This is a genomic window from Pseudoxanthomonas sp. UTMC 1351 (assembly GCF_040948865.1).
Classification (GTDB): Bacteria; Pseudomonadota; Gammaproteobacteria; order Xanthomonadales; family Xanthomonadaceae; genus Pseudoxanthomonas_A.
Genome location: NZ_JAVGJT010000014.1, coordinates 62,327 through 82,847, shown reverse-complemented (window position 1 = coordinate 82,847; position 20,521 = coordinate 62,327). Strand labels below are relative to the sequence as shown.

Genomic DNA, 20,521 nt, shown 5'->3' with positions numbered 1-20,521 from the left:
TCAGCGTCTGGCCTTGATCGCTTCGATCACTTTGAAGCCATCGCGTTCACCCGCTACGCGCACTTGACCGAAGCTGGCATTGAGCGTCTCTTCGTAAGGTAGATGGCGATTGGCGACCAGCCATAGTCGGCCACCAGGCTTCAATGCTTCTGCCGCCACCGCGATAAACCGGCGACCGATATCCGGCCGGTCGGCGCGGCTTTGCGTGTGGAAAGGCGGATTGCTGATGATGAAGTCGTAGCGCTTCGGGAGGCCGGTGGTGACGTCATGCCACAGATATTCCAGTTGCGCAGGCGATGCTTGCTTAGCCAGATTCTGTTTTGCGAGATCCAATGCACGCGCTTCGGCTTCGTACAAGTCGAGTGCCTGCACCTTGGGGCAGCGCGACAGGACCTCAGCCGACAAGTAGCCAAATCCGGCGCCCAGATCCGCGCCGTGCCCAGCAAGATCCGATGGTAGCTTTTCAACCAGCAGCGATGAGGCCGGGTCGATACGGTCCCAGGCGAATACGCCGGGCCGGCTGATAAAGCGCCCGTCCAGAATGGTCCGTGGCGCATCCAGCGCCAACCACTTGTCGCGCAGTGCGGCGTCGATGCCACCGTCGAGCGGTCGCGTCCAGAAGGCTCGGCAATGATGCTTGGTCAGGCTGCCGCCCAACCCGGTCAACTGCTTCAGATCGCCCTCACCGGACTTTGCGCCTTCGTTGTTGGTCATGCTCGCCACCACGATGCCGCCCGGTGCCGTCAGCGCGACAGCGCGCGCGAACAGGGCACGCGCTTCGTCGCGTTGCCGAGGCGGCAGCACCAGCACCAATGGGTAACGTGCGTCTGTGGTCGCAGGCGAAGCTTCGGCCACCACTTGCAGACCCGCGCGCGAAAGCTCATCGGCAAACGGCTTGAAGCTCTGCTCGCATACCAGCCGCGCAAGCGGAAACTGCCGCAATCCGGCGCCATCGCGGGCGCGCAGAAACAGCACATCCCCTGCGGGCCAGGTCAGCGGTCCATTCGAGAAGGGCAGGAACAGCGTATCGAGCGCGGGGTCGGAATAGGGAGCGGCCAAGAGACATCACGAAAAAGGAAAGGCGGTCGCGATTCTACCTGCCAGTGCATCGACACACGTCTTCTTGCGCTCGGCAACGGCATGCGACCGTTTGTCGGGATGGCGATTATCTTGTTAAAAAATAGTTGCGCGAACAAAACAACCCGAGTATCGTGCGCGGCCTTCGCCTCTGTTGGCGATTTTTTCAGCTAACGCTTTTCAACGAACGCTTTTCAAAAGACACCTCCATGAAACCGAACTTCGTCACCGCGATCCTGTTTGCCCTGTGGCCATGCCACGGCGCGGACGCGCGTGCGCGCCTGGCCTGCGACGGCCTGCGTGGCGAATGCAACCGGTACATGGACACCTAATCTACGGCTGAACTCCCTGGGAGATCGGCCACCCCGATCTCCCGAGGCAACGCGAACGCCCTCGGGTCGCAAGTCCCGGGGGCGTTTTGTTTTTAGCGTTCGCAAGGGATGCGTATGCATCGAAAGAGTTCAGTCAATCCAGTCAACGGAATTTAGTTTCCGCCCTGAAGCATCCGGCGTGCCTGATCGCACGCCGAAGCAGGGGCGCAGCGGCAACGGGCGCATGTGCGCCGCGTTGTGATGCTTCGACGCGAGCGGCGCGGAATGGGTTGCAGAAAAGACAAGGCGCGATGCGCCTGCACGAATTGCCGGTTGGCGACAGCCGGCAATACGGAACATCGATCGAACACGTTTCAGCGGTACGGGCTTGTGTCCCGTCCGGTGCGCGCGGCTTTGCCGGGGCGTATGCCGAAGCGTGGGAGAAGGTGTTTCGCGAGCGGACGAAAGCTCAGCGGTCGAGCAGCGGCGAAAGTCGTTGGCGCCGGTTCGAATCCGGTTCGTCCACCACTGGATAGCTCAGTTGGGTAGAGCAGCAGATTTTTATCTGCGAGTCGCGGGTTCGAATCCCGCTCCAAACCATGACCTGTTACGTCATGACATCGGGACGAAAGTCCCAACCAGGAAACGCCCCGTGCGGCGTTTTGTGCTCGCGCCAAGGACGGTGTGGCACGGAGCAAAGCAGCGGTGGTGCGGCCGGAGCCACGCCCTCGAAGCGGGCGGGACGGCATCGAAGTCGAAGCGGGCAGAACATCGCGAACTTCGACAGGTATGCCGGACTCCCCGGGGACAGCGCGCGATTCCCGCGGCATCGGCGTCAAGGGGCGTTTCCACCTATTACCCCCTCCCCTGCGAAGGCAGGGGAGGGTTGGGGAGGGGTTGTGTGGGTTCATGAGATGCCACAGCACCCCCTCCCAACCTCCCCCTGTCTTCACAGGGGGAGGGGCTAACAGCGCGGCAACCGATCCTCCGCGTGCAACTTCAATCAATGGATCGGACCACCAGAGCCAACAAGGAAATATAGCCATGACTCTAAAGAGCATGTTCTGGACCAAGAGGGTCGTGATCGGTGACGGCGAACGCGGCCTGGTGTATCGCAACCGTCGGTTCGAGCGCTTGCTCGCGCCCGGCGTCTACACATTCTTCGATCCGCTGGATCGAAGCGTCGTCACCGTGCACAACCTGACCAAGCCGGAATACGCCGGCAACGACGCGGATGTGCTGATCGCACAGCTGGGTGCAGGTTTGTCCACGCGCTTCGTGCTGGCGGATATCGGCATGCAGCAGTTCGGTCTGGTGTCGAAGAACGGCAAGCTTGAGGACGTGCTGGCACCGGGTACCCGCAAGCTGTACTGGAAGGGCCTGGTGCAGGTCGACGTACAGACCGTATCGCTCGTCGACACGCTGGAAGTCGATGCCGCAGTGGTCAAGCGTCTGCGTCAGCTGGGTTTGCTGGCGAAGGTCGCGGTGGCGGTCGACGTGCCGGCGGAAGCGGCCGGTCTTCTGTTCATCGACGGCAAGCTGACAAGTACGCTGGATGCGGGTGCGTACGCCTTCTGGAACTTCCAGAAGAACGTGTTCGCCGAAGTGATCGACTTGCGCGTGCAGTCGCTGGAAGTCTCAGGCCAGGAGCTGCTGACCAAGGACAAGGTGTCGCTGCGCGTCAACCTGGCGGCCAGCATGCGCGTGACCGACCCGGTCGCCGCGCGTACCAAAGTAGCCAAGTACGGCGATCACCTGTATCGCGAACTGCAGTACGGCCTGCGCAAGGCGGTTTCCGCCAAAACGCTGGACGAGCTGTTGGGCGACAAGGCTTCGCTGGATGCGGACATTTTCGCGTACGTGCGTGGCCAGATCGGTGGCCTGGGTATCGAAGTGCTGGGCGTCGGCGTGAAGGACGTGATCCTGCCGGGTGAGATGAAGGACATCCTCAACGGTGTGGTGCAGGCGGAAAAGACGGCTCAGGCCAACGTGATCCGTCGTCGTGAGGAAGCGAACGCCACACGTTCGCTGCTCAACACCGCGCGTCTGATCGAGGAGAGCCCGGTGCTGATGCGCCTCAAGGAACTGGAGGCGCTGGAGAAGGTCACCGAGAAGATCGACAAGCTGACCGTGTTCGGCGGCCTGGATGGCGTGCTGAAGCAGTTGGTGAGTTTGAAGCAGTAACCCTGCCCCTTCCCCGCTCACCCCGCGTGCACGGGAGAGGGGGCAATTTTATTTCAATGGAAGAAGCATCATGAACACACAACATTTCGAACTGCTGCACGCCGAAGGCAGCGCCACGCCCATCAAGGGCTGGGTGCACGGCGTGCCGCTGGAAGCGCAGGCGCACGAACAGTTGCGCAATATCGCGTCCATTCCCTTCGTCGGACCGTGGGTCGCGGTGATGCCCGACGTGCATCTGGGCAAGGGCGCCACCGTGGGTTCGGTCATTCCGACCCGTGGCGCGATCATCCCGGCAGCTGTAGGCGTGGACATCGGCTGCGGCATGGCTGCGGTGCGCACCACGCTGCGCGCCAGCGATCTGCCGGACAACCTGGCGCAACTGCGTTCCAGCATCGAGCGCAGCGTGCCGGTGGGGAATGGCCCGGGTGGCGAACACCGCCGTCTGCCCGACAGCCATGAAACGAGGCTGGTGCAGTCGGGCTTGGTGGCGCGACTGGAAGCCATCAAGGCCAAGCACCGCAGGATCCGCACTGACAAGCTCGATCGGCAGATCGGCACCTTGGGTGGCGGCAACCACTTCATCGAGATCTGCCTGGATGAAACCGGCGCGGTCTGGGTGATGCTGCACAGCGGCTCGCGCGGTACCGGCAACTTGATCGGCACCTACTTCATCGAGCAGGCGCGCGAGCAGTTGGCGCACCGCGTACTCGGCTTCCACCTGCCGGACAAGGACCTGGCTTTCTTCATGGAAGGCGAGCCGTTGTTCGACGATTACGTGGAGGCGGTGTCGTGGGCACAGGACTACGCTCGCGCGAATCGTGAAGCGATGATGGCGCGGGTGCTGGCGGAAATGCGTCACCGCCTGCCGAAGTTCCAGTTGGAGAAACTGGCGGTCAACTGCCACCACAACTACGTGCAGAAGGAAACGCACGGCGGTGAGGAGCTGCTGGTCACCCGCAAGGGTGCCGTCAGCGCGCGCGAAGGCGAGCTTGGCATCATCCCGGGCAGCATGGGCACGCAGAGCTACATCGTGCGCGGCAAAGGCAACCAGGACAGCTTCCACAGCTGCAGCCACGGCGCGGGCCGCGTGATGAGCCGTACCGCAGCGCGGCAGCGGATCACGCTGGCGCAGCACCGTGAAGCCACTGCCCACGTGGAATGCCGCAAGGACGCGGCGGTCATCGACGAATCGCCGGCGGCGTACAAGCCGATCGATGCCGTCATGGCAGCGCAGAGCGATCTGGTGGAAGTGGTGCATACGCTTCGCCAGGTGGTTTGCATCAAGGGGTGAGCTTCGGCTCACTCCTTTTCTCTTTACCTGCAGGAGCGACGTGAGTCGCGACCTGAAGTAAAAAGCTCCGATGAGCTGAAGCGAGTAAGCGGATAAAGCGTTCATTCGCCTTGTGAGCCTTGCTTCACGTAAAACCGTCCTGAATGATTTGGTTCTCCCGGTCGCGACTTACCGGTGCCGGCATGCCGGCACCACTCCCACAAGAGCAAGCTTTTCTTCGCACCACCACAACAATTGCTTTATCGGCAGCAAACATGCGCGCTGCCATGCTGTTTGCTCCCCACAAGCAGGAGGTGTCTCCATGAGAGCGCTGTTCGTCGGCGGCACGATAGACAACAACGAGATGGACCTGGAAGACGGGGAGCCATCGATCCATTACCCCGAGAACACCGGCGGTGGCCAGCCGCGTTACCGCCTGCATCAGACTGGCAAACAAACGGATGGCCGTATCGCCTATGTCGTCTATGGAGCGCCGGACCTGGCGGACGAAATGGTGGAGCAGATCGCCGAGGAACGCGCCTATGCTCGTCGGTTCAATGCGCAGCCGGAACGGCCGCCGAAGGCCGGATCAGTGCCCGCCGACACGCCGAAATCGGTAGTCAACCGAAGACGGGAGTAACGGGATATCCGCTAGGTGCAGGCCTGCGAGCTCTCGCCGGCCGTGGGCCTTCGTAGAGCGGAGCTTGCTCCGCTGCTTTTTTATCGGCGCCGATAGGTCAACCGGCGCCTTCACAAAAGCGCTCAATACCAGCAGCGTCACATCCCAATGAAAATCGTCAACCCTGCAGCTCCCTCAGCGTCACCGAAGGCGGCGCGTCGAGCACCCGGCGCGTGGCGAACAAACCGGCCGCCAGTGCCGCCAACATGCCCAAGCCACCGCCGACCGCCGCAAGCTGCCAATTCGCGTTCCACGGTAGATCGAATACCTGTGTGGCAATGACGCCCGCCAGCACCGAAGCGGCCACCGCCGCGACCAGTCCGGACAATAGACCAATGGCAGCGAACTCCGATGCCTGTGCCAGACGCAGTTGGCGACGGCTGCCGCCCAGTACGCGCATCACGCCGCCTTCCAGCAATCGCTCGTCCTGGCTGGCGCTGATCGCCGCCAACAGCACCAGCACGCCCGCCGCCAGCGAGAACCAGAACACCACCTGCACCACGGTGGAAACCTGATCAGCGGTGCTGCGTACCTGCTTCAGCACCGCGTCCACATCAATCACCGACAAGTTGGGGAACTGCCCCACTAACTGCGCGGTGAAACGGGTCTGCTCCGGCGGCACGCTGACCGCGGTGATATAGCTGGCCGCGTAGCCGTCCAGCGCACCCGGCGAGGCGATGACGAAGAAGTTGGGACGGAAGCTTTCCCAGTCCACGCTGCGGAAGCTGGTGATGCGTCCTTCGAATTTCCGCCCGGCAATATCGAAGGCGATGCGGTCGCCCAGTTTCCAGCCCAGCGATTCGGCGAAGCCTTCCTCCACCGACAACTCCGGCGACGCCGGCTTGCGGCCGTTCCAGAATTCGCCCGCGGTCACCTGGTTGTCTTCACGCAACGTATCGACCACCGACAAGTTGAATTCTCGGTCCGCCCTGCGCTGGCTTCTCGAATCCTGATCGGCATAGTCCTCGCCGCTGGTCGGCTTACCGTTGCGCTCGACCAATCGGCCACGAATCATCGGATATAGCGTCGGTTCGCCCAAGCCCTGCGTCTGCATGAAAGCACGCACCGGCCGCAACTGATCCTGCTGCACATTGATGATGAAACGATTGGGCGCATCGGCGGCCAGCGAAAGCTGCCAGCGGTCCAGCAGATCGGTCCGCACAAAGGTCAGCAACAACAGCGCCATCAAACCCAAACCCAGCGCCGATATCTGCGCCACGCTGGTGCTCGCGCGCCTGCTGACGTTAGCGAGGCCATATCGCAGACTGCCGCGCAAGCGCGAACGCAGGCGCCGCACCACCACGATCAGCAGCCAGGCCAATCCGGCCAACACCGCCAGCGTGATGATGATGCCGGCCAGCATCGCGGTACCAAGCACCGCCGATCCCGCTTTCCACCACAGCAACGCAGCCAACCCCGCGAATCCGGCCAGCGCCACCAACCACGCACTGGGTTCGGTAGGATCCAGATCGCGGCGCAGCACCCGCAACGCCGGTACGCGACGCAGAGCGAGCACCGGCGGTGCACCGAACGCCAGCAGCACGATCATGCCGACGCCATAGCCTTGCAGCGCGGGGATCCAACCCGCCGGCGGAATTGAAATTCCGAGCGTCTGCTGCAACCAGCTGCCGATGCCCCATTGCAGCGCGAAAGCGATAGCGACGCCGATGGTGCACGCAGTCAAACCTAGCAGGATCAGTTCGCCCACATGGATGCCCACCAGCGTCCGCTGGCTGGCGCCCAGGCAGCGCATCACTGCGGTGCCGGAGAGATGCCGTTCGCTGTGCCGTCGCGCTGCCATCGCCACTGCGACCGCCGCCAGCACCACCGACACCAGCGCCGCCAACCCGAGAAAACGTCCGGCACGGTCGAGTGCGGAGCGTATTTCCGGGCGCGCATCCTGGATGGTTTCCAGCCGCTGACCGCGCTCCAGCGCAGGGCGCGCTGCGTCGGTGAACTTCTCCACCGCGCCCGCGTCTCCCGCGATCACCAGCCGGTAGCGAATGCGGCTGCCTTCCTGGACCAAACCAGTCGCGGGAAGATCACGGATATTGATGAATACCTTGGGCGCCACGTTGAAGTAATCCAGCGCCGCATCCGGTTCCTGCACCACCAATGCGGACAGGCGCAACTGCGACGAACCAATGCCGATGTTGTCGCCCAGTTGTGCGTCCAGCGTGTCGGCGCCAGCCTGGCTCATCCACACCGTGCCCGGCGCGGGAATGCCGGCGGCGTCATGTTCGCGGCCGTTGGGCGCTTCGATGATGCGGAAGCTGCCGCGCAACGGAAAGCCTTCTCCCAGCGCATGCAGATCGCCCAGCTTCAGCTCTTCGCCGGCGCGGATCATGCTTTGGAATTCCTGCGTCTCGGTGTGCTTCAAGCCGGGCGCGGCGGCGGCTTCACGCACGGTGCCGGTGATGGGCGCATCGGCGCGAATCACCACATCGCCGCCAAGCAGACGGTTGGCTTCGATCGCCAGCGCGCGTTCGGCGCGGTCCGTCACGAAACCAACGGAGGTCACCGCCACGACCGCCAACACCAATGCGGCGAGCAGGATGCGGATATCGCCGGCGGCGAGATCGCGGCGTAGCTGCCGCCAAGCCAAGCCCAGCGTCTTCACAACTGCGCACCTGGCGAATCCGACGTGGACACCAACCGGCCACTGTCCAATCGCAGGATGCGGCCACAACGCACAGCCAAATGCTCGTCATGGGTGACCAGCACCAAGGTGGTGCCCGCTTCGGTATTCAGTGCAAACAGCAGTTCGATGATCGCCTGACCGGTGTGCGTGTCCAGATTGCCGGTGGGTTCATCGGCGAACAGCAGCGACGGCCGCGTCACGAACGCACGCGCAAGCGCCACGCGCTGCTGTTCGCCGCCGGACAGCTGCCGTGGATAATGACCCAGGCGCTGCGCCAACCCTACTTTTTCCAGAATCTGCCGAGCGGGCGTTTCCGCGTCCGCGTCGCCACGCAGTTCCAGCGGCAGCATGACGTTCTCCAGCGCCGTGAGCGAAGGCAGCAGTTGGAAGCTTTGGAATACGAAGCCGACTTTTTCACCGCGTACGCGCGCGCGGCCATCTTCGTCCAGCGACGACAGCGCTTCACCATCCAGCATCACTTGGCCGTTGCTGGGCGTATCCAATCCGGCCAGCAGCGATAGCAGCGTGCTCTTGCCCGAGCCGGAGGCTCCGACGATGGCGACCGTGTCGCCATGGGCGATCTGGAAGCCGACCTCTTCCAGGATGGTCAGCTCGCCGGTCGGCAACGGCACATGCTTGCCCAATCCTGATACCTGCAGGGCAGGGTTCACGATTGGTTTGGGAAGTTCAGCACGCAATCCACTTGAATCGGCCATGATGTTCCTTAATGTCAGTCTGATTAAATCATCGGGAGAACGGATTAAATGTTCTTTAATAATGTTCGGTATGGGGGCAGCCGCTCCCGCGCGCAACATGCCATAAGTTGGGCCATTGGCTGGTTGCTGGCCGCCGCCCTGGCCGCACTGGCGGTTTTGCCGGTTTCAGCGCAAACCGCCTTGGCCGCACCTGCAAAATCGCCGCGCACCATTCTGGTGATGGGCGACTCGCTTTCGGCAGCCTACGGATTGAGCTCCGCGCAGGGCTGGGTGGCCTTGACCGCGGACCGCCTCACCAAGACCAAGCCCGGCTGGCGGGTCGTCAATGCCAGCGTCAGCGGCGAAACCACCGCTGGCGGCGCCTCACGCGTCACAGGGGAACTGCAACGCCATCGTCCTGCCGTGGTGGTGATCGAACTTGGCGCCAACGATGGCTTGCGTGGTTTGCAACTGCAACAAACCCGCGCCAATCTGGAGAAGATGATCCAGGCCGCGCAGAAGGCCAACGCCAAGGTGTTGCTGATCGGCATGCGCATTCCGCCGAACTACGGCCCCGACTACACCCGGGGTTTCGAGAACAACTACACGGCGCTGGCCACGCAGTACAAAGTGCCGCTGTTGCCATTCCTGCTGGAACCGATCGCACTGGACCGGAACGCCTTCCAGGCCGACAACCTGCACCCGGTCGCCACCGCGCAACCCAAGCTGCGTGACCACGTGTGGAAGGCGCTGGAGCCTTTGTTGAAGTAACTCGCTGATGAACGCTTTGTGGGGTAGGAATTTTCCTACGCCACGGGGCGGGATCTCCTTAATGTGATTTTCTTTACTAAGGTTCACTCTGATGTCTCGCCCGGCGCGCCATTTCGTCTGGCTTGCATCTACGGAGAGAACCGGCCATGCCACGCCTACTGTTCACCATTGTTTCCGCCGCCAACGGCTGGCAACTCTATGAAGGGGAGTACGGTCGCTCCTGGTTTGAGACCCTTGGCGATGCGCGCGAGAACGCCGAGCTTCTTGCGGCTACGCTGCATCAGCACCATGGCATTCCCACTGCCGTGGTCATGGAGATGATGGGTAACGAGGCGGTGTTGCTGGCCAGCCATGGTTGATCGGCAATTTGTTGTGTAGGAGCGGCGTCCCGCCGCGAGCTCTTCCTGTCAGATCGCCATGCAAGCGAAGAGCTCGCGGCGGGACGCCGCTCCTACCGAAGCACGCCCTACAAGGCAGGCATTACGCCGCCGGTGCGGCAATCCCCGACAACTGCCGCAACGCCTGCTCGAATAACTCCACCGGCTGTCCGCCCTGGACGAGGTGGCGATCATTGAAGATCACCGAAGGCACCGCCTGGATGCCTTGCTGGCGATAGAACGCCTCTTGCGCACGTACCGCTTCGGCGTATTCGTCCGAGGACAAGATGGCTTGGGCGCGCGCGCCGTCCAATCCGACTTCTTCGGCGGATTTCACCAGGACTTCCGACGAAGACACGTCTTCGCCTTCGGTGAAGTAGGCGCGCAGCAATGCGTGTTTCAGTTCCCGCTGCTGTTGTGCGCTCTGTTCGCCAGCCCAATGCAGCAGGCGATGCGCATCGAAGGTGTTGTAGATACGGCGGCGGCGTGCCATATCGAAAGTGAAACCTAGCGCTTCGCCGCGCGCGCGAATGGCCTCACCGTTCTGCGCGACTTGCGCCTCACCGATGCCGTACTTGCGTGTGAGGTGTTCGGTCACGTCTTCGCCTTCGGCCGCCATTTGCGGGTTGAGTTCGAACGGCTGAAAGTGAAGCTCCACCTGCAGTTCATCGCCAACGCGCGCGATCGCCTGCTCCAACGCGCTCAGACCGACGGCGCACCAAGGACAGACCACATCGGAGACGAAATCGATCTTGACGGGTTTTGACATTGCGTGGTTTCCGATGTGGCGGGGTGATGTTTGAATGGGACCGAGGAGCGAGTTGAATCCAGCGTTCCTGGTAGATTTCGCTTTGACGTAGAGCGGAGCTTGCTCCGCTGCTTTTTTCCACCGCATTCCGGATTGAAGAGCAGCCGAGCAAGCTCGGCTCTACAAGGGGGAGTTCCTTGTGGGAGTGGTGCCGGCATGCCGGCACCGGTGAGTCGCGACGTTAATGTTTCCGGTCGCGACTCACGTCGCTCCCACAAGGATTCTATGCCGGCACTGCTGCCATAACGGGTTGGCAGGCCAGCATAGGATCTCGGCTCTACAAAAGCACAAGCAAACAACTTATACCGGCGTTGGATTCCGATACTTGAATCCCGCTTGATGCCAATACGGATACGGTTTCACCGTGGTACTGGCTTCGTCCAGCTTCGCCACTTGCTCGGCGCTCAGATTCCAACCTACCGCACCCAGGTTCTGTCGCAACTGCTCTTCGTTACGTGCGCCAATCACAATCGTCGAAACCGTGGGACGTTGCAACAGCCAGTTCAACGCCACCTGCGGGATGGTCTTGCCGGTTTCCTTTGCAATTTCTTCCAGCGCATCGACAACACGGTACAGCAGCTCATCCTGCACCGGCGGACCGGCATCAATGCTGGCTTTTGCGTGCAAGCGGCTGGTTTCCGGCAGCGGCTGCCCGCGGCGGATCTTGCCGGTTAGCCGGCCCCATCCCAACGGGCTCCACACCACCGCACCGACGCCCTGGTCGGCGGCCAGCGGCATCAGTTCCCACTCGTAGTCGCGGCCGATCAACGAGTAGTAAGTCTGATTGGCAACATAACGCGACCAACCGTAACGGTCCGCGAGGGCCAGCGATTTCATCAGGTGCCAGCCGGAGAAATTGGACACACCCAGGTAGCGGAGCTTGCCGGCACGTACCAGATCGTTGAGCGTGGACAACGTTTCTTCCACGGGCGTGCGTGCATCGAAACCGTGCAGCTGGAACAGATCGATATAGTCGGTGCCCAGCCGCTTCAGCGCGGCATCGACAGCGGCCACCAAGTGATAGCGCGATGAGCCAACCTCGTTCTCGCCCGGCCCGAAGCGGAAAGTCGCCTTGGTGGAAATGATCAGCTGATCGCGCGGACGGCCCTTGATTGCTTCGCCCAGGATCGATTCGGCTGCGCCTTTGGAATAAACGTCGGCGCTGTCGAACATGGTGAGCCCGGCCTCCAGGCAGATATCGACCAGGCGACGCGCTTCGGCCACGTCGGTTTGGCCCCATGCACTGAACAACTCGCCCTGCCCGCCAAATGTGCCGGTACCCAGGCTGAGCGCGGGAACGCGAAAACCGGATGCGCCGAGATAGCGATGTTCCATGATGATGTTCCTGTGGGGTAGGAGAATGGCTATTGCACTTCAATGTGGGATTTCCCTCAACCGTGTTGATGGAAAGCTTTGTTGTTTTTTGCTGTGGTGAAGCAGGAGCTCGCGGCGGGACGCCGCTCCTACATCGCTCCGACGGGTTCTGTAGGAGCGGCGTCCCGCCGCGAGCTTTTGATCTACTCGATCAAAACACGACTCTTGGTGTCTGAAAGAACTTCACTGATTACACCAGCAGTATCCGCACTGCTCGCCACACCGGCACGCGAAAGCGTCAAATACACCACCTCCCTCAACTGCTCTTCCGTTGCACCCAGTTCAAGCGCACGACGCGCAGCGGTCTTCAGGTGGTCGATGCTTCCCTGTGCGAGAAACGCAGAAATGGCAACCAGTTGCCGGGTACGCGGGTCCTGTACGGGCCGCCCCCATACTTCACCCAAAGCGTAGCCTGCTGCCGCGTCGATAAACGAGGGAAAGTCTTCGGACGACGCGTCTGGTGCATGTTGCGAGGGACCAGCATCACAGGCGTATGCCGATGCTGGGCCGCTTGGCCGATGAGTGGCCTCTTCATTGTTTTCAGCCTGAACGCCGGACGCAATCGCAACCAGTACGGCAGCGACAAGCCAGGTCTTCAGAGGTGGAATCGGATTCATGGCGGTGTCCTTATGGGTAAAGAAACAGGATGGTCGACAACAAGGGTAGGAGCACCGTCCCGGCGCGAGCTGTTCGCTTCTGTTGCGACCTGAAAGGAAGAGCTCGCGGCGGGACGCCGCTCCTACAAGCGCAAAGGACCGCTCCTACTGGACAGGCATGGATACAGATAAGTTTCTGAGTCGATCAGTAAGGACTTGCGGTGGGGCGAACAATGATTTCGCTGACGTCCACGTCCTCCGGCTGCTCGATCGCGTAGGCGATAGCGCGGGCGATCGCTTCGGCTGGGATGGCGGTCTTGCGGAATTCTTCCATGCCCTGCTTAGCGGTGGGGTCGGTGATGGTGTCGGCCAGTTCCGATGTGGTGACGCCGGGCGAGATCACGGTAACGCGGATATCCGTGCTTTCCTGGCGCAGGCCTTCGGAAATGGCCAGCACCGCGTATTTGGTGGCGCAATAGACGGCGGCGGTGGGAAAGACCGCGTGGCCAGCGATCGACGACACGTTGACGAACTGGCCGCTGCCCTGTGCCTTCAGCAGCGGCAGGCCGGCAGCGATACCGTGCAGTACGCCGCGGATGTTGACGTCGATCATGCGGTTCCATTCGTCCACCTTCAGCGCTTCCAGCGCCGACAGCGGCATGACGCCAGCGTTGTTGACGATGACGTCGACGCGGCCGAATTGCTCCTGGGCGAATGCGATGAAGTCTTGCACGTCTTCCAGGCGGGTCACATCGACCGCGCTGTAGCGGGCAGTGCCGCCTTGGGCTTCGATTTCCTCAGTCAGCTTCTGCAGGCGATCGGTGCGTCGCGCACCCAGTACGACACGGGCGCCGCGCTGGGCCAGCAGCCGCGCGGTGGCTTCGCCGATGCCGCTGCTGGCACCGGTCACGGCGACGACCTTTCCTTCGATTCCGGACATGATGATTTCCTCGTGGGGGATGGATCCGACGCGGGCTGCGCCGGAGTGGTGCCAGTCTGGGCGTCGTATCCCAATCGCCGATATCCGGTTCCTCCACGGTTATTGCCCGATCCTGCACAGGCACCGGGCTGGCACTTTTTTCGATGGCGGGCGGGCGTAGACTTCCGGCCATGAACGAACCCCGCGCTTCCCACGGATTACCGGACAGATCCATGACACACGAAGACGAAGCCATAGCCGCAAAGCGTGGCAACCTGGCCGAACTGATTGAACGATTCACCGGCGAAGACGGTATCCACGAAACCTCGGTGGAAGGCCTGCGCTTCGCCCGCTGGGCGACGCCCAGCAAGCCGATGTGCGGTGTGCAGGAACCCTCGCTTTGCTTGATCGTGCAGGGCGCCAAACAGGCGATGCTGGGCAATGAGGTGTACGAGTACGACGCATCGCGCTACCTGGTCGCATCAGTGGATCTGCCTATTACCGGCCGCGTCACCGTGGCCAGTCCGGAATCGCCGTACCTTTGCTTTGTGTTGAGGCTTTCGCCGACCGATATCGCCAGTCTGGTCACACAGGCGGAAACCGCATCGGCGCCGTTGCCGCCCCCTTCCCGCGGACTTTCGGTCAGCCAGTGCGATCCCGAACTGCTCGATGCGGCGCTGCGCCTGGCACGCCTACTGGAGGCGCCGCAGGACATCCCGCTGCTGTCGCCATTGATCGTCCGTGAAATCCTTTACCGGCTGTTGCGCAGCGGACAGGGCGGCATGCTGCGCCACATCGCCGTCGCCGACAGCCAGGGCCATCGGGTGGCCAAGGCGATTGGTTGGTTGCGAAGCAACTACCACCAGCCGCTGCGGATCGAGCATATTGCCCGCGAGGTGCATATGAGTCCTTCGGCATTGCATCATCATTTCAAAGCGGTGACCGCGATGAGTCCGTTGCAGTACCAGAAGCAATTGCGGTTGCAGGAAGCGCGCCGGCTGATGTTGAGCGAGGTGGTGGATGCGGCTACCGCGGGTCATCGGGTGGGTTATGAAAGTCCTTCTCAGTTCAGTCGCGAGTACAGCCGGATGTTTGGGGCGCCGCCGCTGCGGGATGTGGAGCGGTTGCGTTATGCATAGGTTTTTAGTCGTGATGGATCGTTTCTTTAGCTCGGACTGGAAGAGTTTGAGTATGTTGATTCTTAGCTCTTAGCGCTGGCGCGGTTAGCTCATTGACACGGATGTTCTACGCGCCTGCCGCGAGGCCCTACTTTCTTTGCTCGAGCAAAGAACAAGTGACGCCCGCGGCAGGCGCGTAGACCATCACTCTCGTGGGTACTAACCGCGAAGCGCCGAGGACCAAGAACTAGAGCTACCTGTCACATATGGCACAAAACAATCGCCAAGTCTCAACCCGCAATGAACGCTTCCTGACAGCCAGCCGAACCGGCCACCCCACCCGATTGCCGGTGCCCCAACCGACGCGCAGAATCGAGTGAGGCAATATGCCGTCGGAGAAACATCATGAAAACCTTGTCCCTTCTGCTCGCAGCCGTGCTGGGACTAACCCTGGCCGGCACCGGATACGCCCGCCAGCCGAGCGTGACCGACCCGGGGCTACCACGTGCGTTGCCCAGCGATAACAGCCCCGTCACCGTCTCCTGGACCGACCCCACGCAGTTCACCGAGCTGAAGTTCAGCGGCAACCGCTGGGAAGCTCAGCGCGGCACCTGGGTCACCGATCTGGCCAGGTATCTGCAAAGCCAAGCCGCTAAAAAACTCGCGCCGGGGCAGACGATGCAGATCACCATCACCGACATCGCCCGGGCCGGCCGCTACGAACCCACCGCCAATATCCGAATGAACGATATCCGTATCGTCAAGGACATCTATCCACCGCGGATGTCGCTGAATTTCACGGTGCTGGACTCGAACGGCCAAGTGGTGGTCGAAGGCGAGCGAAAGTTGGTGGACCACTCCTTTTTGTTGAATGCCGGCGTCACCAACACCGACCTGCTGCGTTATGAAAAGCGGATGATCGACGACTGGTTGCGCAACGAGTTCAAACCAGGCGTGTGATGGGCTGCTGAGCTGGGTCCGCCGCAATGCAGCGGACCTAGCGCTTACTTTTGCCCGGGTTGATGCGGGTACACAGCGGTCACTGCGCAACGTGTGGCCCTTGCGCGTCGCGGATTGAAGTTCGGCGTGATGCCATTGCCCTGCAAATAGGCGCGTTCCACGTCTTCGCGTTCGGTCTGGGCGAGCACCTGATCACCTGGGTTTCCGCATATCAAACCGATACCCACGCCCGATTGGAAGATGACGGCAGGTGCCGAATACAGATCAGGACAACTCTGCGACAGCTCCACGCGATAGTAACGGTTGCCGCCTGCGCGTCGGGGCGACATTTCCACCAGCAGGCCCTCGCTGTCTTCTGACCAGGCCCGCATGTAGCGGGGATTGAAGCAGTAACTGTAGGAGCCGGCAAACCCCTGCCGTCGCTCCGCGCGCACCTGCACTGCATCCAGCGTGGCGATACCGGCTTGATCGCGATCGCCCGCGCGCGCCAAGGCGGCGTATTCGCGGGCGTCGATTGTTTGCAGGCCACTGATGGGGCACAGCCGCTCGCCCGTACGGACGAACTCGCGCGCCCGTCCGCAGACCCATCCTTCTTGCGCCAGCAAAATGGCGTCGCCGGTTCCGACCGGGCAATCGCTCGCCAAGTCCACACGGAACCGCCGATCGTCCTGGGTCAGCACCGTCAGCGCCCGCGGTTCGACCTGCCGGACTTCCTGCATCCGGCGCGCATCCAGGCAATCGGGCGAAGGCGACGGGCTGCGGGTCTGCGCTGATACGGGAATTGTGGCGATCGCCAGTAGTAGAGAAGCCGCGGCGCGGGCATGCATCATGCAAAGTTCCTGTGGAATCCGTGTTTGGAGCATTCTGGTGTCAGCTCATGACAACCGCCCACCGGTGCCGGCCGCAAGCGTTCTTCAGCAATAAAGCGGATCGATGGCGGATCAGCTCCCCTTCCCGCCTTCCCCTCCCGCCCTAGCGCTGCCGGCAGCGTGTAGTCCAAATCATAATAATGCAGGCCGGCTTCGATGCGATGCCCAGCCTGCCGGCGACGCCCTCGTGCACCAGCTCCCACCTTGAACGGACTTGGGCTTGCTTACGGCGCACGGCGGCACTATGTAGCGATAACGGCAGTGTGGAATTCGCATTCGGTCATTTGTATCGCCGGCCGCACTTTATCTTCCGAACTGGAGTCCGCCATGAGCGCTTTCGACCTTACCCCGCCTACCGACGCGCAGCGCCAGGCGCTGACATCGGCGTTGAACGAAGCAGAACGCCGGGTACTTCTGCAGCATGGCACTGAAGCGCCTTTCTGCGGCGTGTTCCTGGATAACAAGCTGGAGGGTGTCTACACCTGCCGCTTCTGTGGGTTGCCGCTGTTCCGCTCCAGTGCCAAGTTCGATTCCGGCACGGGTTGGCCGAGCTTCTTCGCCCCCTACGACCCGGCCCATGTGCGTGAAATCCGCGACACCAGCCACGGCATGATTCGCACCGAAATCGTGTGCGCGCGTTGTGGCAGTCATCTGGGCCACGTATTTCCTGATGGTCCTCCGCCGACCGGCGAACGCCATTGCTTGAACTCGGTTTCGCTGGATTTCACCGAACGCGGCGAACCGCTTCCCGACCGTCTAGATCGCGGAGGCGCGGAAGCACAGCCGGCGGGTTAAAAGCTCCGAGGCACGGAGTCTTCGGATAGTTGAGCGCGTAGACGCCTCTGTTTCGTAGACCGCGTCTGTTTTTGTAGGAGCGCCGTCCCGGCGCGAGCTCTTTCTGTCAGATCGCGGATGCTTCGATCGCTACAACGCAAAAGGCAAAAGCTCGCGCCGGGACAGCGCTCCTACGTAGTACGGGTCGAGCGCAGCGACACCCATCGTCCGCGGTGATGGGTGTCGCTGCGCTCGACCCATCCTACGCAATCAACGCGCCCTGCCGCGGCGGAACAGGTTGACGATGGCCAGCAGGATGATGGCGCCGATCAGCGACACCACGACGCTCATGATGCTGAAACCTTCGTTGATGGATCCGGATCCCAACAGCGGACCAATGAGCCATCCGCCTATCAATGCGCCGACGATTCCGACCACGATGTTCAAGATGATGCCCTGCTGGGCATCGGTCTTCATGATGAGGCTGGCCAGCCAGCCGACGATGCCACCTACGATCAACCAAACGACAATACCCACGGTTCCCTCCTGCCTATGCAGCATATGTCAGGTGCCGGTACGTTATCCGGGGCAGTGTCGATAACGCGTACGGATCACGTGAGGGCAAAGTGAAGCCGCTTCGTAGGATGGGTCGAGCGCAGCGACACCCATCGCGGATGATGGGTGTCGCTGCACTCGACCCATCCTACGAATCAACACGTAATCAGCGCGGCGGCTTCGGCGCGGTTTCATCCGTTGGGATTTTTGATGCGGAGTCTTGCGCGGCGTCGCCCTCTTTGCTGATCAGGCCCCACTTTCCCCAGCGGTCGGATACGCCATGGCCAGCCGTGCGCCTTGCGCCTTGGTCGCCGGAATAGCGATAAAGCGGATGGCCGTTGTAGTTCACATGGCGGGCGCCTTGCCCGGTCGGCGAAACACCGAGTTTCTCGCCCGGCACACCCGGACCCGCGACAGGCTGCTGGCCCGTGGCCAGCATCGGCGGCCAGACTTCCTGGCAGGCGGGATCGCATTTACTCCCGTCATAGTTGCCTTCCAGGAAGTACAGCGCGTTGTCCGCCCCGTCGACCAGATGGCTGCCATCGGCATGCAACTTCACCATGACCTCGCCAGATGGCACGGTTTCCATGCCAGTACCTTCCACCGCATCGCTGCGGGCGGGCGCATCCTGCACCGCGGCGGTGCCCGATCCACCGGGTGCCGCCGGCTCAGTGGGCGAATCCTGGCGGCAGGCACTGACGGCGCCGCTCAGGAGAACGAGCAACAGGATCCGGGTGGACGTGGACATGATGATTTCTCCGGCTAAGCGAGGCGCGATGCCTCGGGTTGGCGATGGGTTTCCAGATCGCGAGGGTCCGGATCATTGCGGGCCGCGCTCCTCCTGCTTACCCACCCGGCGGTCCCTGAGCCAGGCGCTGATAACGATGCCAAGGCCCAGGCCGACCGCCAGTAGGAACAACAGCAGGGCGATGGTGGGATAACCCCATAGCCGGCTTTGGGTTTCGATGCGCATCATCTGCGCCGAGGCCAGGATCAACGCGGCGGTGACGACACCGGCGGAAATCCGGTTGGCGATCTTCTGCAGGTTTTCCATCAGACGGGATTCCTCCAACCCCATCATGCGCACCTGCAGACGATTGGAGGCGATCAGCGACAGGATGTCGGTCAGCTTGCGCGGCCCATCGCGCATCAGTGTCTGCAGTTCCATCAGCTCGCTGGCGATATTGGCCGACGACAGCGATTTGCGCAGCCGTGCGCGCATCACCCGCTGCAGGTGTTCCTCCAACAAGGGCTTGACCGGCAGCCCCGGAGATAGCGAACGCGATACCGTATCCAGGTTCAGCAACGTCTTGCCCAGCAAGCTAAGTTCCGGCGGAGTGCGCAGCCCGCAGGCGGTGGCTATCCGGACCAGCTCCGTCACTACGGTACCTTCGGAAGTGGAAGCCGCATGGGCGGCATAACGGCTGATCAGCTGCCCGATTTCGCGCAGGAAGCGCTGCTCGTCATAGTCATCCAAGCGCGTGCTCAAGGAGATGGCTTCCTCGGCCACTTGCTCGCCACGTCCGTCCACCGCTGCGAACAGCAGCTTGAGCAAGCGATCGCGCTGCCGCGGCGGCACATGCGCGATCATGCCCAGGTCGAAGATAGCCAACCGGTCATCGTGCGTCACGCGAAGATTGCCTGGATGCGGATCGGCGTGGATCTCGCCATGCACGAACACCTGGTCCAGATAGCCGCATATCAGCGCAGCGGCCAGTGGCTCCATCGATTCTTCGGTGCGGCGCACGCCGGAGATCTGGTTGACCTTGGTACCGACCACCAGCTCCATCGTCAGCACGCGTCGACTGGTCAGGTCCCAGATCGGCTGCGGCACCCACAGCTCGGGAAACGGCGCCAGATGATCGCCGAACCGTTCCAGATTTTCCGCTTCGGCGACGTAATCCAGTTCGGCCATCATGATCTTGCTGAATTCCGTCAACCAATCGGCGAAAAGCACATGGCGCCCCACCTTGGTAAGGCGGTCGGCGGCGTTGGCGATACCGCGCAGCACTTCCAGGTCCGACATCAGCTGCCGGCGGATGTCCGGCTTCTGTACCTTGACCGCAACTTCGGTGCCGTCATGCAATACGGCGCGATGCACTTGGGCGAGCGAAGCGGAGCCGAGCGGCGTGGTGTCGAACTCGACGAACGCCTTGCTCAAGCGGACACCAAGATCGCTCTCCACGACTTCTCTGACCCGTTCGTAATCGATCGGAGCCGCATGTTCCTGCATGCGTTCCAACGCACTTGCGTAGGCGGGAGGCACGATGTCGGGACGCGTGGACAACAACTGTCCAAGCTTGACGAACGTGGGGCCCAGCGCTTCGAGATCGCGCGCGAATTGATCGGGGCTGCCTTCGCCGATGTCTTCGCTGACCACGGTCGGATCCAGCGTCAAACCGGCGAAAACCCCAGAGTTCCGATAGCGGAATAAAAAGCGGAGGATGTTGGCCCTCCGGCTCAATCCCTGCGTAGCGGAGTTGGCCCGGCGATCTTCGTCCGCTCTATCCATAATCGAAAATTCCGACGGTAGGTCTGGATTC

At 62.0% G+C, this 20,521-nt stretch carries 20 protein-coding genes and 2 tRNA genes; 11 read left to right on the top strand and 11 right to left on the bottom strand.

The annotated features are described in order from the left end of the window. Nucleotides 1-1,059, bottom strand: coding sequence for a class I SAM-dependent methyltransferase (locus AB6O04_RS11455; protein ID WP_368564045.1), 1,059 nt, complete (start codon nt 1,057-1,059; stop codon nt 1-3). Between the two features lie 227 nt (nt 1,060-1,286). Here AB6O04_RS11455 and AB6O04_RS11450 point away from each other — a divergent pair, with 227 nt between their 5' ends. The 6 genes from AB6O04_RS11450 to AB6O04_RS11425 all read left to right on the top strand — a co-directional run bounded on the left by AB6O04_RS11450 (nt 1,287) and on the right by AB6O04_RS11425 (nt 5,482). Beyond that, nucleotides 1,287-1,409: a hypothetical protein gene (locus tag AB6O04_RS11450; protein WP_368564044.1), complete on the top strand. Its 123-nt coding sequence runs from the start codon at nt 1,287-1,289 to the stop codon at nt 1,407-1,409. Nucleotides 1,410-1,847: 438 nt separating this feature from the next. Then, nucleotides 1,848-1,916 (top strand) — tRNA-Phe (locus tag AB6O04_RS11445). Then, a tRNA-OTHER gene (locus tag AB6O04_RS11440) sits at nt 1,917-1,988 on the top strand. It abuts the tRNA gene before it with no gap. A 459-nt stretch (nt 1,989-2,447) separates the two neighbouring features. Beyond that, complete coding sequence (locus tag AB6O04_RS11435; RefSeq protein WP_368564157.1) at nt 2,448-3,572, top strand: slipin family protein; 1,125 nt, start codon at nt 2,448-2,450, stop codon at nt 3,570-3,572. Between the two features lie 67 nt (nt 3,573-3,639). Next, on the top strand, nt 3,640-4,863 hold the full coding sequence (locus AB6O04_RS11430) for an RtcB family protein (RefSeq protein WP_368564156.1): 1,224 nt from the start codon (nt 3,640-3,642) through the stop codon (nt 4,861-4,863). A 301-nt stretch (nt 4,864-5,164) separates the two neighbouring features. Beyond that, the gene (locus tag AB6O04_RS11425; RefSeq protein ID WP_368564043.1) at nt 5,165-5,482 is read left to right on the top strand and encodes a hypothetical protein; all 318 of its coding nucleotides are present in this window, start codon (nt 5,165-5,167) and stop codon (nt 5,480-5,482) included. A 157-nt stretch (nt 5,483-5,639) separates the two neighbouring features. Here AB6O04_RS11425 and AB6O04_RS11420 read toward each other — a convergent pair whose 3' ends face one another. Together AB6O04_RS11420 and AB6O04_RS11415 are read right to left on the bottom strand one after the other, a co-directional pair. Beyond that, the gene (locus AB6O04_RS11420) at nt 5,640-8,141 is read right to left on the bottom strand and encodes an ABC transporter permease (RefSeq protein WP_368564042.1); all 2,502 of its coding nucleotides are present in this window, start codon (nt 8,139-8,141) and stop codon (nt 5,640-5,642) included. Next, the gene (locus tag AB6O04_RS11415; RefSeq protein ID WP_368564041.1) at nt 8,138-8,878 is read right to left on the bottom strand and encodes an ABC transporter ATP-binding protein; all 741 of its coding nucleotides are present in this window, start codon (nt 8,876-8,878) and stop codon (nt 8,138-8,140) included. The genes AB6O04_RS11420 and AB6O04_RS11415 overlap by 4 nt, the downstream gene beginning before the upstream one ends. Before the next feature lie 48 nt (nt 8,879-8,926). On the opposite strand from AB6O04_RS11415, the gene AB6O04_RS11410 reads away from it, so the two are divergent. Continuing rightward, nucleotides 8,927-9,628, top strand: a complete 702-nt coding sequence (locus AB6O04_RS11410) for an arylesterase (RefSeq protein WP_368564040.1) — start codon at nt 8,927-8,929, stop codon at nt 9,626-9,628. A 146-nt stretch (nt 9,629-9,774) separates the two neighbouring features. Then, nucleotides 9,775-9,987 (top strand): hypothetical protein, encoded by a 213-nt coding sequence (locus tag AB6O04_RS11405; protein ID WP_368564039.1) that lies wholly within the window; start codon nt 9,775-9,777, stop codon nt 9,985-9,987. 121 nt (nt 9,988-10,108) lie between these two features. On the opposite strand, the gene AB6O04_RS11400 is transcribed toward AB6O04_RS11405, so the two are convergent. From AB6O04_RS11400 to AB6O04_RS11385, 4 genes are all read right to left on the bottom strand, one after another. Further along, nucleotides 10,109-10,774: a DsbA family oxidoreductase gene (locus AB6O04_RS11400; RefSeq protein WP_368564038.1), complete on the bottom strand. Its 666-nt coding sequence runs from the start codon at nt 10,772-10,774 to the stop codon at nt 10,109-10,111. A 339-nt stretch (nt 10,775-11,113) separates the two neighbouring features. Then, entirely contained in the window at nt 11,114-12,148 is a 1,035-nt protein-coding gene (locus tag AB6O04_RS11395) for an aldo/keto reductase (RefSeq protein ID WP_368564037.1), read from the bottom strand. 182 nt (nt 12,149-12,330) lie between these two features. Next, nucleotides 12,331-12,804 (bottom strand): carboxymuconolactone decarboxylase family protein, encoded by a 474-nt coding sequence (locus AB6O04_RS11390; protein WP_368564036.1) that lies wholly within the window; start codon nt 12,802-12,804, stop codon nt 12,331-12,333. Between the two features lie 184 nt (nt 12,805-12,988). Continuing rightward, entirely contained in the window at nt 12,989-13,723 is a 735-nt protein-coding gene (locus tag AB6O04_RS11385) for an SDR family oxidoreductase (RefSeq protein ID WP_368564035.1), read from the bottom strand. 212 nt (nt 13,724-13,935) lie between these two features. Here AB6O04_RS11385 and AB6O04_RS11380 point away from each other — a divergent pair, with 212 nt between their 5' ends. Both AB6O04_RS11380 and AB6O04_RS11375 read left to right on the top strand, forming a co-directional pair. After that, nucleotides 13,936-14,841 (top strand): AraC family transcriptional regulator N-terminal domain-containing protein, encoded by a 906-nt coding sequence (locus AB6O04_RS11380; RefSeq protein ID WP_368564034.1) that lies wholly within the window; start codon nt 13,936-13,938, stop codon nt 14,839-14,841. Nucleotides 14,842-15,225: 384 nt separating this feature from the next. After that, nucleotides 15,226-15,780: a DUF3016 domain-containing protein gene (locus AB6O04_RS11375; RefSeq protein WP_368564033.1), complete on the top strand. Its 555-nt coding sequence runs from the start codon at nt 15,226-15,228 to the stop codon at nt 15,778-15,780. Nucleotides 15,781-15,824: 44 nt separating this feature from the next. Here the strand turns inward: AB6O04_RS11375 and AB6O04_RS11370 are convergent, their stop codons facing one another. Further along, entirely contained in the window at nt 15,825-16,610 is a 786-nt protein-coding gene (locus AB6O04_RS11370; protein WP_368564031.1) for a hypothetical protein, read from the bottom strand. A gap of 366 nt (nt 16,611-16,976) precedes the next feature. Here AB6O04_RS11370 and msrB point away from each other — a divergent pair, with 366 nt between their 5' ends. Then, nucleotides 16,977-17,444, top strand: coding sequence for a peptide-methionine (R)-S-oxide reductase MsrB (gene msrB / locus AB6O04_RS11365; RefSeq protein ID WP_368564030.1), 468 nt, complete (start codon nt 16,977-16,979; stop codon nt 17,442-17,444). A 249-nt stretch (nt 17,445-17,693) separates the two neighbouring features. Here msrB and AB6O04_RS11360 read toward each other — a convergent pair whose 3' ends face one another. From AB6O04_RS11360 to AB6O04_RS11350, 3 genes are all read right to left on the bottom strand, one after another. Beyond that, complete coding sequence (locus AB6O04_RS11360; protein WP_368564029.1) at nt 17,694-17,960, bottom strand: GlsB/YeaQ/YmgE family stress response membrane protein; 267 nt, start codon at nt 17,958-17,960, stop codon at nt 17,694-17,696. A gap of 184 nt (nt 17,961-18,144) precedes the next feature. After that, nucleotides 18,145-18,726: a hypothetical protein gene (locus AB6O04_RS11355; protein WP_368564028.1), complete on the bottom strand. Its 582-nt coding sequence runs from the start codon at nt 18,724-18,726 to the stop codon at nt 18,145-18,147. 72 nt (nt 18,727-18,798) lie between these two features. Beyond that, entirely contained in the window at nt 18,799-20,490 is a 1,692-nt protein-coding gene (locus AB6O04_RS11350; protein WP_368564027.1) for an ABC1 kinase family protein, read from the bottom strand. Between the last annotated feature and the right edge of the window lie 31 nt (nt 20,491-20,521).

Bases quoted from the DNA above. Each gene is read 5' to 3' on its own strand.
- AB6O04_RS11355 (WP_368564028.1), bottom strand. From the start codon at position 18,726: ATGTCCACGTCCACCCGGATCCTGTTGCTCGTTCTCCTGAGCGGCGCC.
- AB6O04_RS11450 (WP_368564044.1), top strand. From the start codon at position 1,287: ATGAAACCGAACTTCGTCACCGCGATCCTGTTTGCCCTGTGGCCATGC.
- msrB (WP_368564030.1), top strand. From the start codon at position 16,977: ATGAGCGCTTTCGACCTTACCCCGCCTACCGACGCGCAGCGCCAGGCG.
- AB6O04_RS11415 (WP_368564041.1), bottom strand. From the start codon at position 8,878: ATGGCCGATTCAAGTGGATTGCGTGCTGAACTTCCCAAACCAATCGTG.
- AB6O04_RS11375 (WP_368564033.1), top strand. From the start codon at position 15,226: ATGAAAACCTTGTCCCTTCTGCTCGCAGCCGTGCTGGGACTAACCCTG.
- AB6O04_RS11395 (WP_368564037.1), bottom strand. From the start codon at position 12,148: ATGGAACATCGCTATCTCGGCGCATCCGGTTTTCGCGTTCCCGCGCTC.
- AB6O04_RS11385 (WP_368564035.1), bottom strand. From the start codon at position 13,723: ATGTCCGGAATCGAAGGAAAGGTCGTCGCCGTGACCGGTGCCAGCAGC.
- AB6O04_RS11405 (WP_368564039.1), top strand. From the start codon at position 9,775: ATGCCACGCCTACTGTTCACCATTGTTTCCGCCGCCAACGGCTGGCAA.
- AB6O04_RS11390 (WP_368564036.1), bottom strand. From the start codon at position 12,804: ATGAATCCGATTCCACCTCTGAAGACCTGGCTTGTCGCTGCCGTACTG.
- AB6O04_RS11370 (WP_368564031.1), bottom strand. From the start codon at position 16,610: ATGATGCATGCCCGCGCCGCGGCTTCTCTACTACTGGCGATCGCCACA.
- AB6O04_RS11425 (WP_368564043.1), top strand. From the start codon at position 5,165: ATGAGAGCGCTGTTCGTCGGCGGCACGATAGACAACAACGAGATGGAC.
- AB6O04_RS11435 (WP_368564157.1), top strand. From the start codon at position 2,448: ATGTTCTGGACCAAGAGGGTCGTGATCGGTGACGGCGAACGCGGCCTG.
- AB6O04_RS11400 (WP_368564038.1), bottom strand. From the start codon at position 10,774: ATGTCAAAACCCGTCAAGATCGATTTCGTCTCCGATGTGGTCTGTCCT.
- AB6O04_RS11380 (WP_368564034.1), top strand. From the start codon at position 13,936: ATGACACACGAAGACGAAGCCATAGCCGCAAAGCGTGGCAACCTGGCC.
- AB6O04_RS11410 (WP_368564040.1), top strand. From the start codon at position 8,927: ATGTTCTTTAATAATGTTCGGTATGGGGGCAGCCGCTCCCGCGCGCAA.
- AB6O04_RS11350 (WP_368564027.1), bottom strand. From the start codon at position 20,490: ATGGATAGAGCGGACGAAGATCGCCGGGCCAACTCCGCTACGCAGGGA.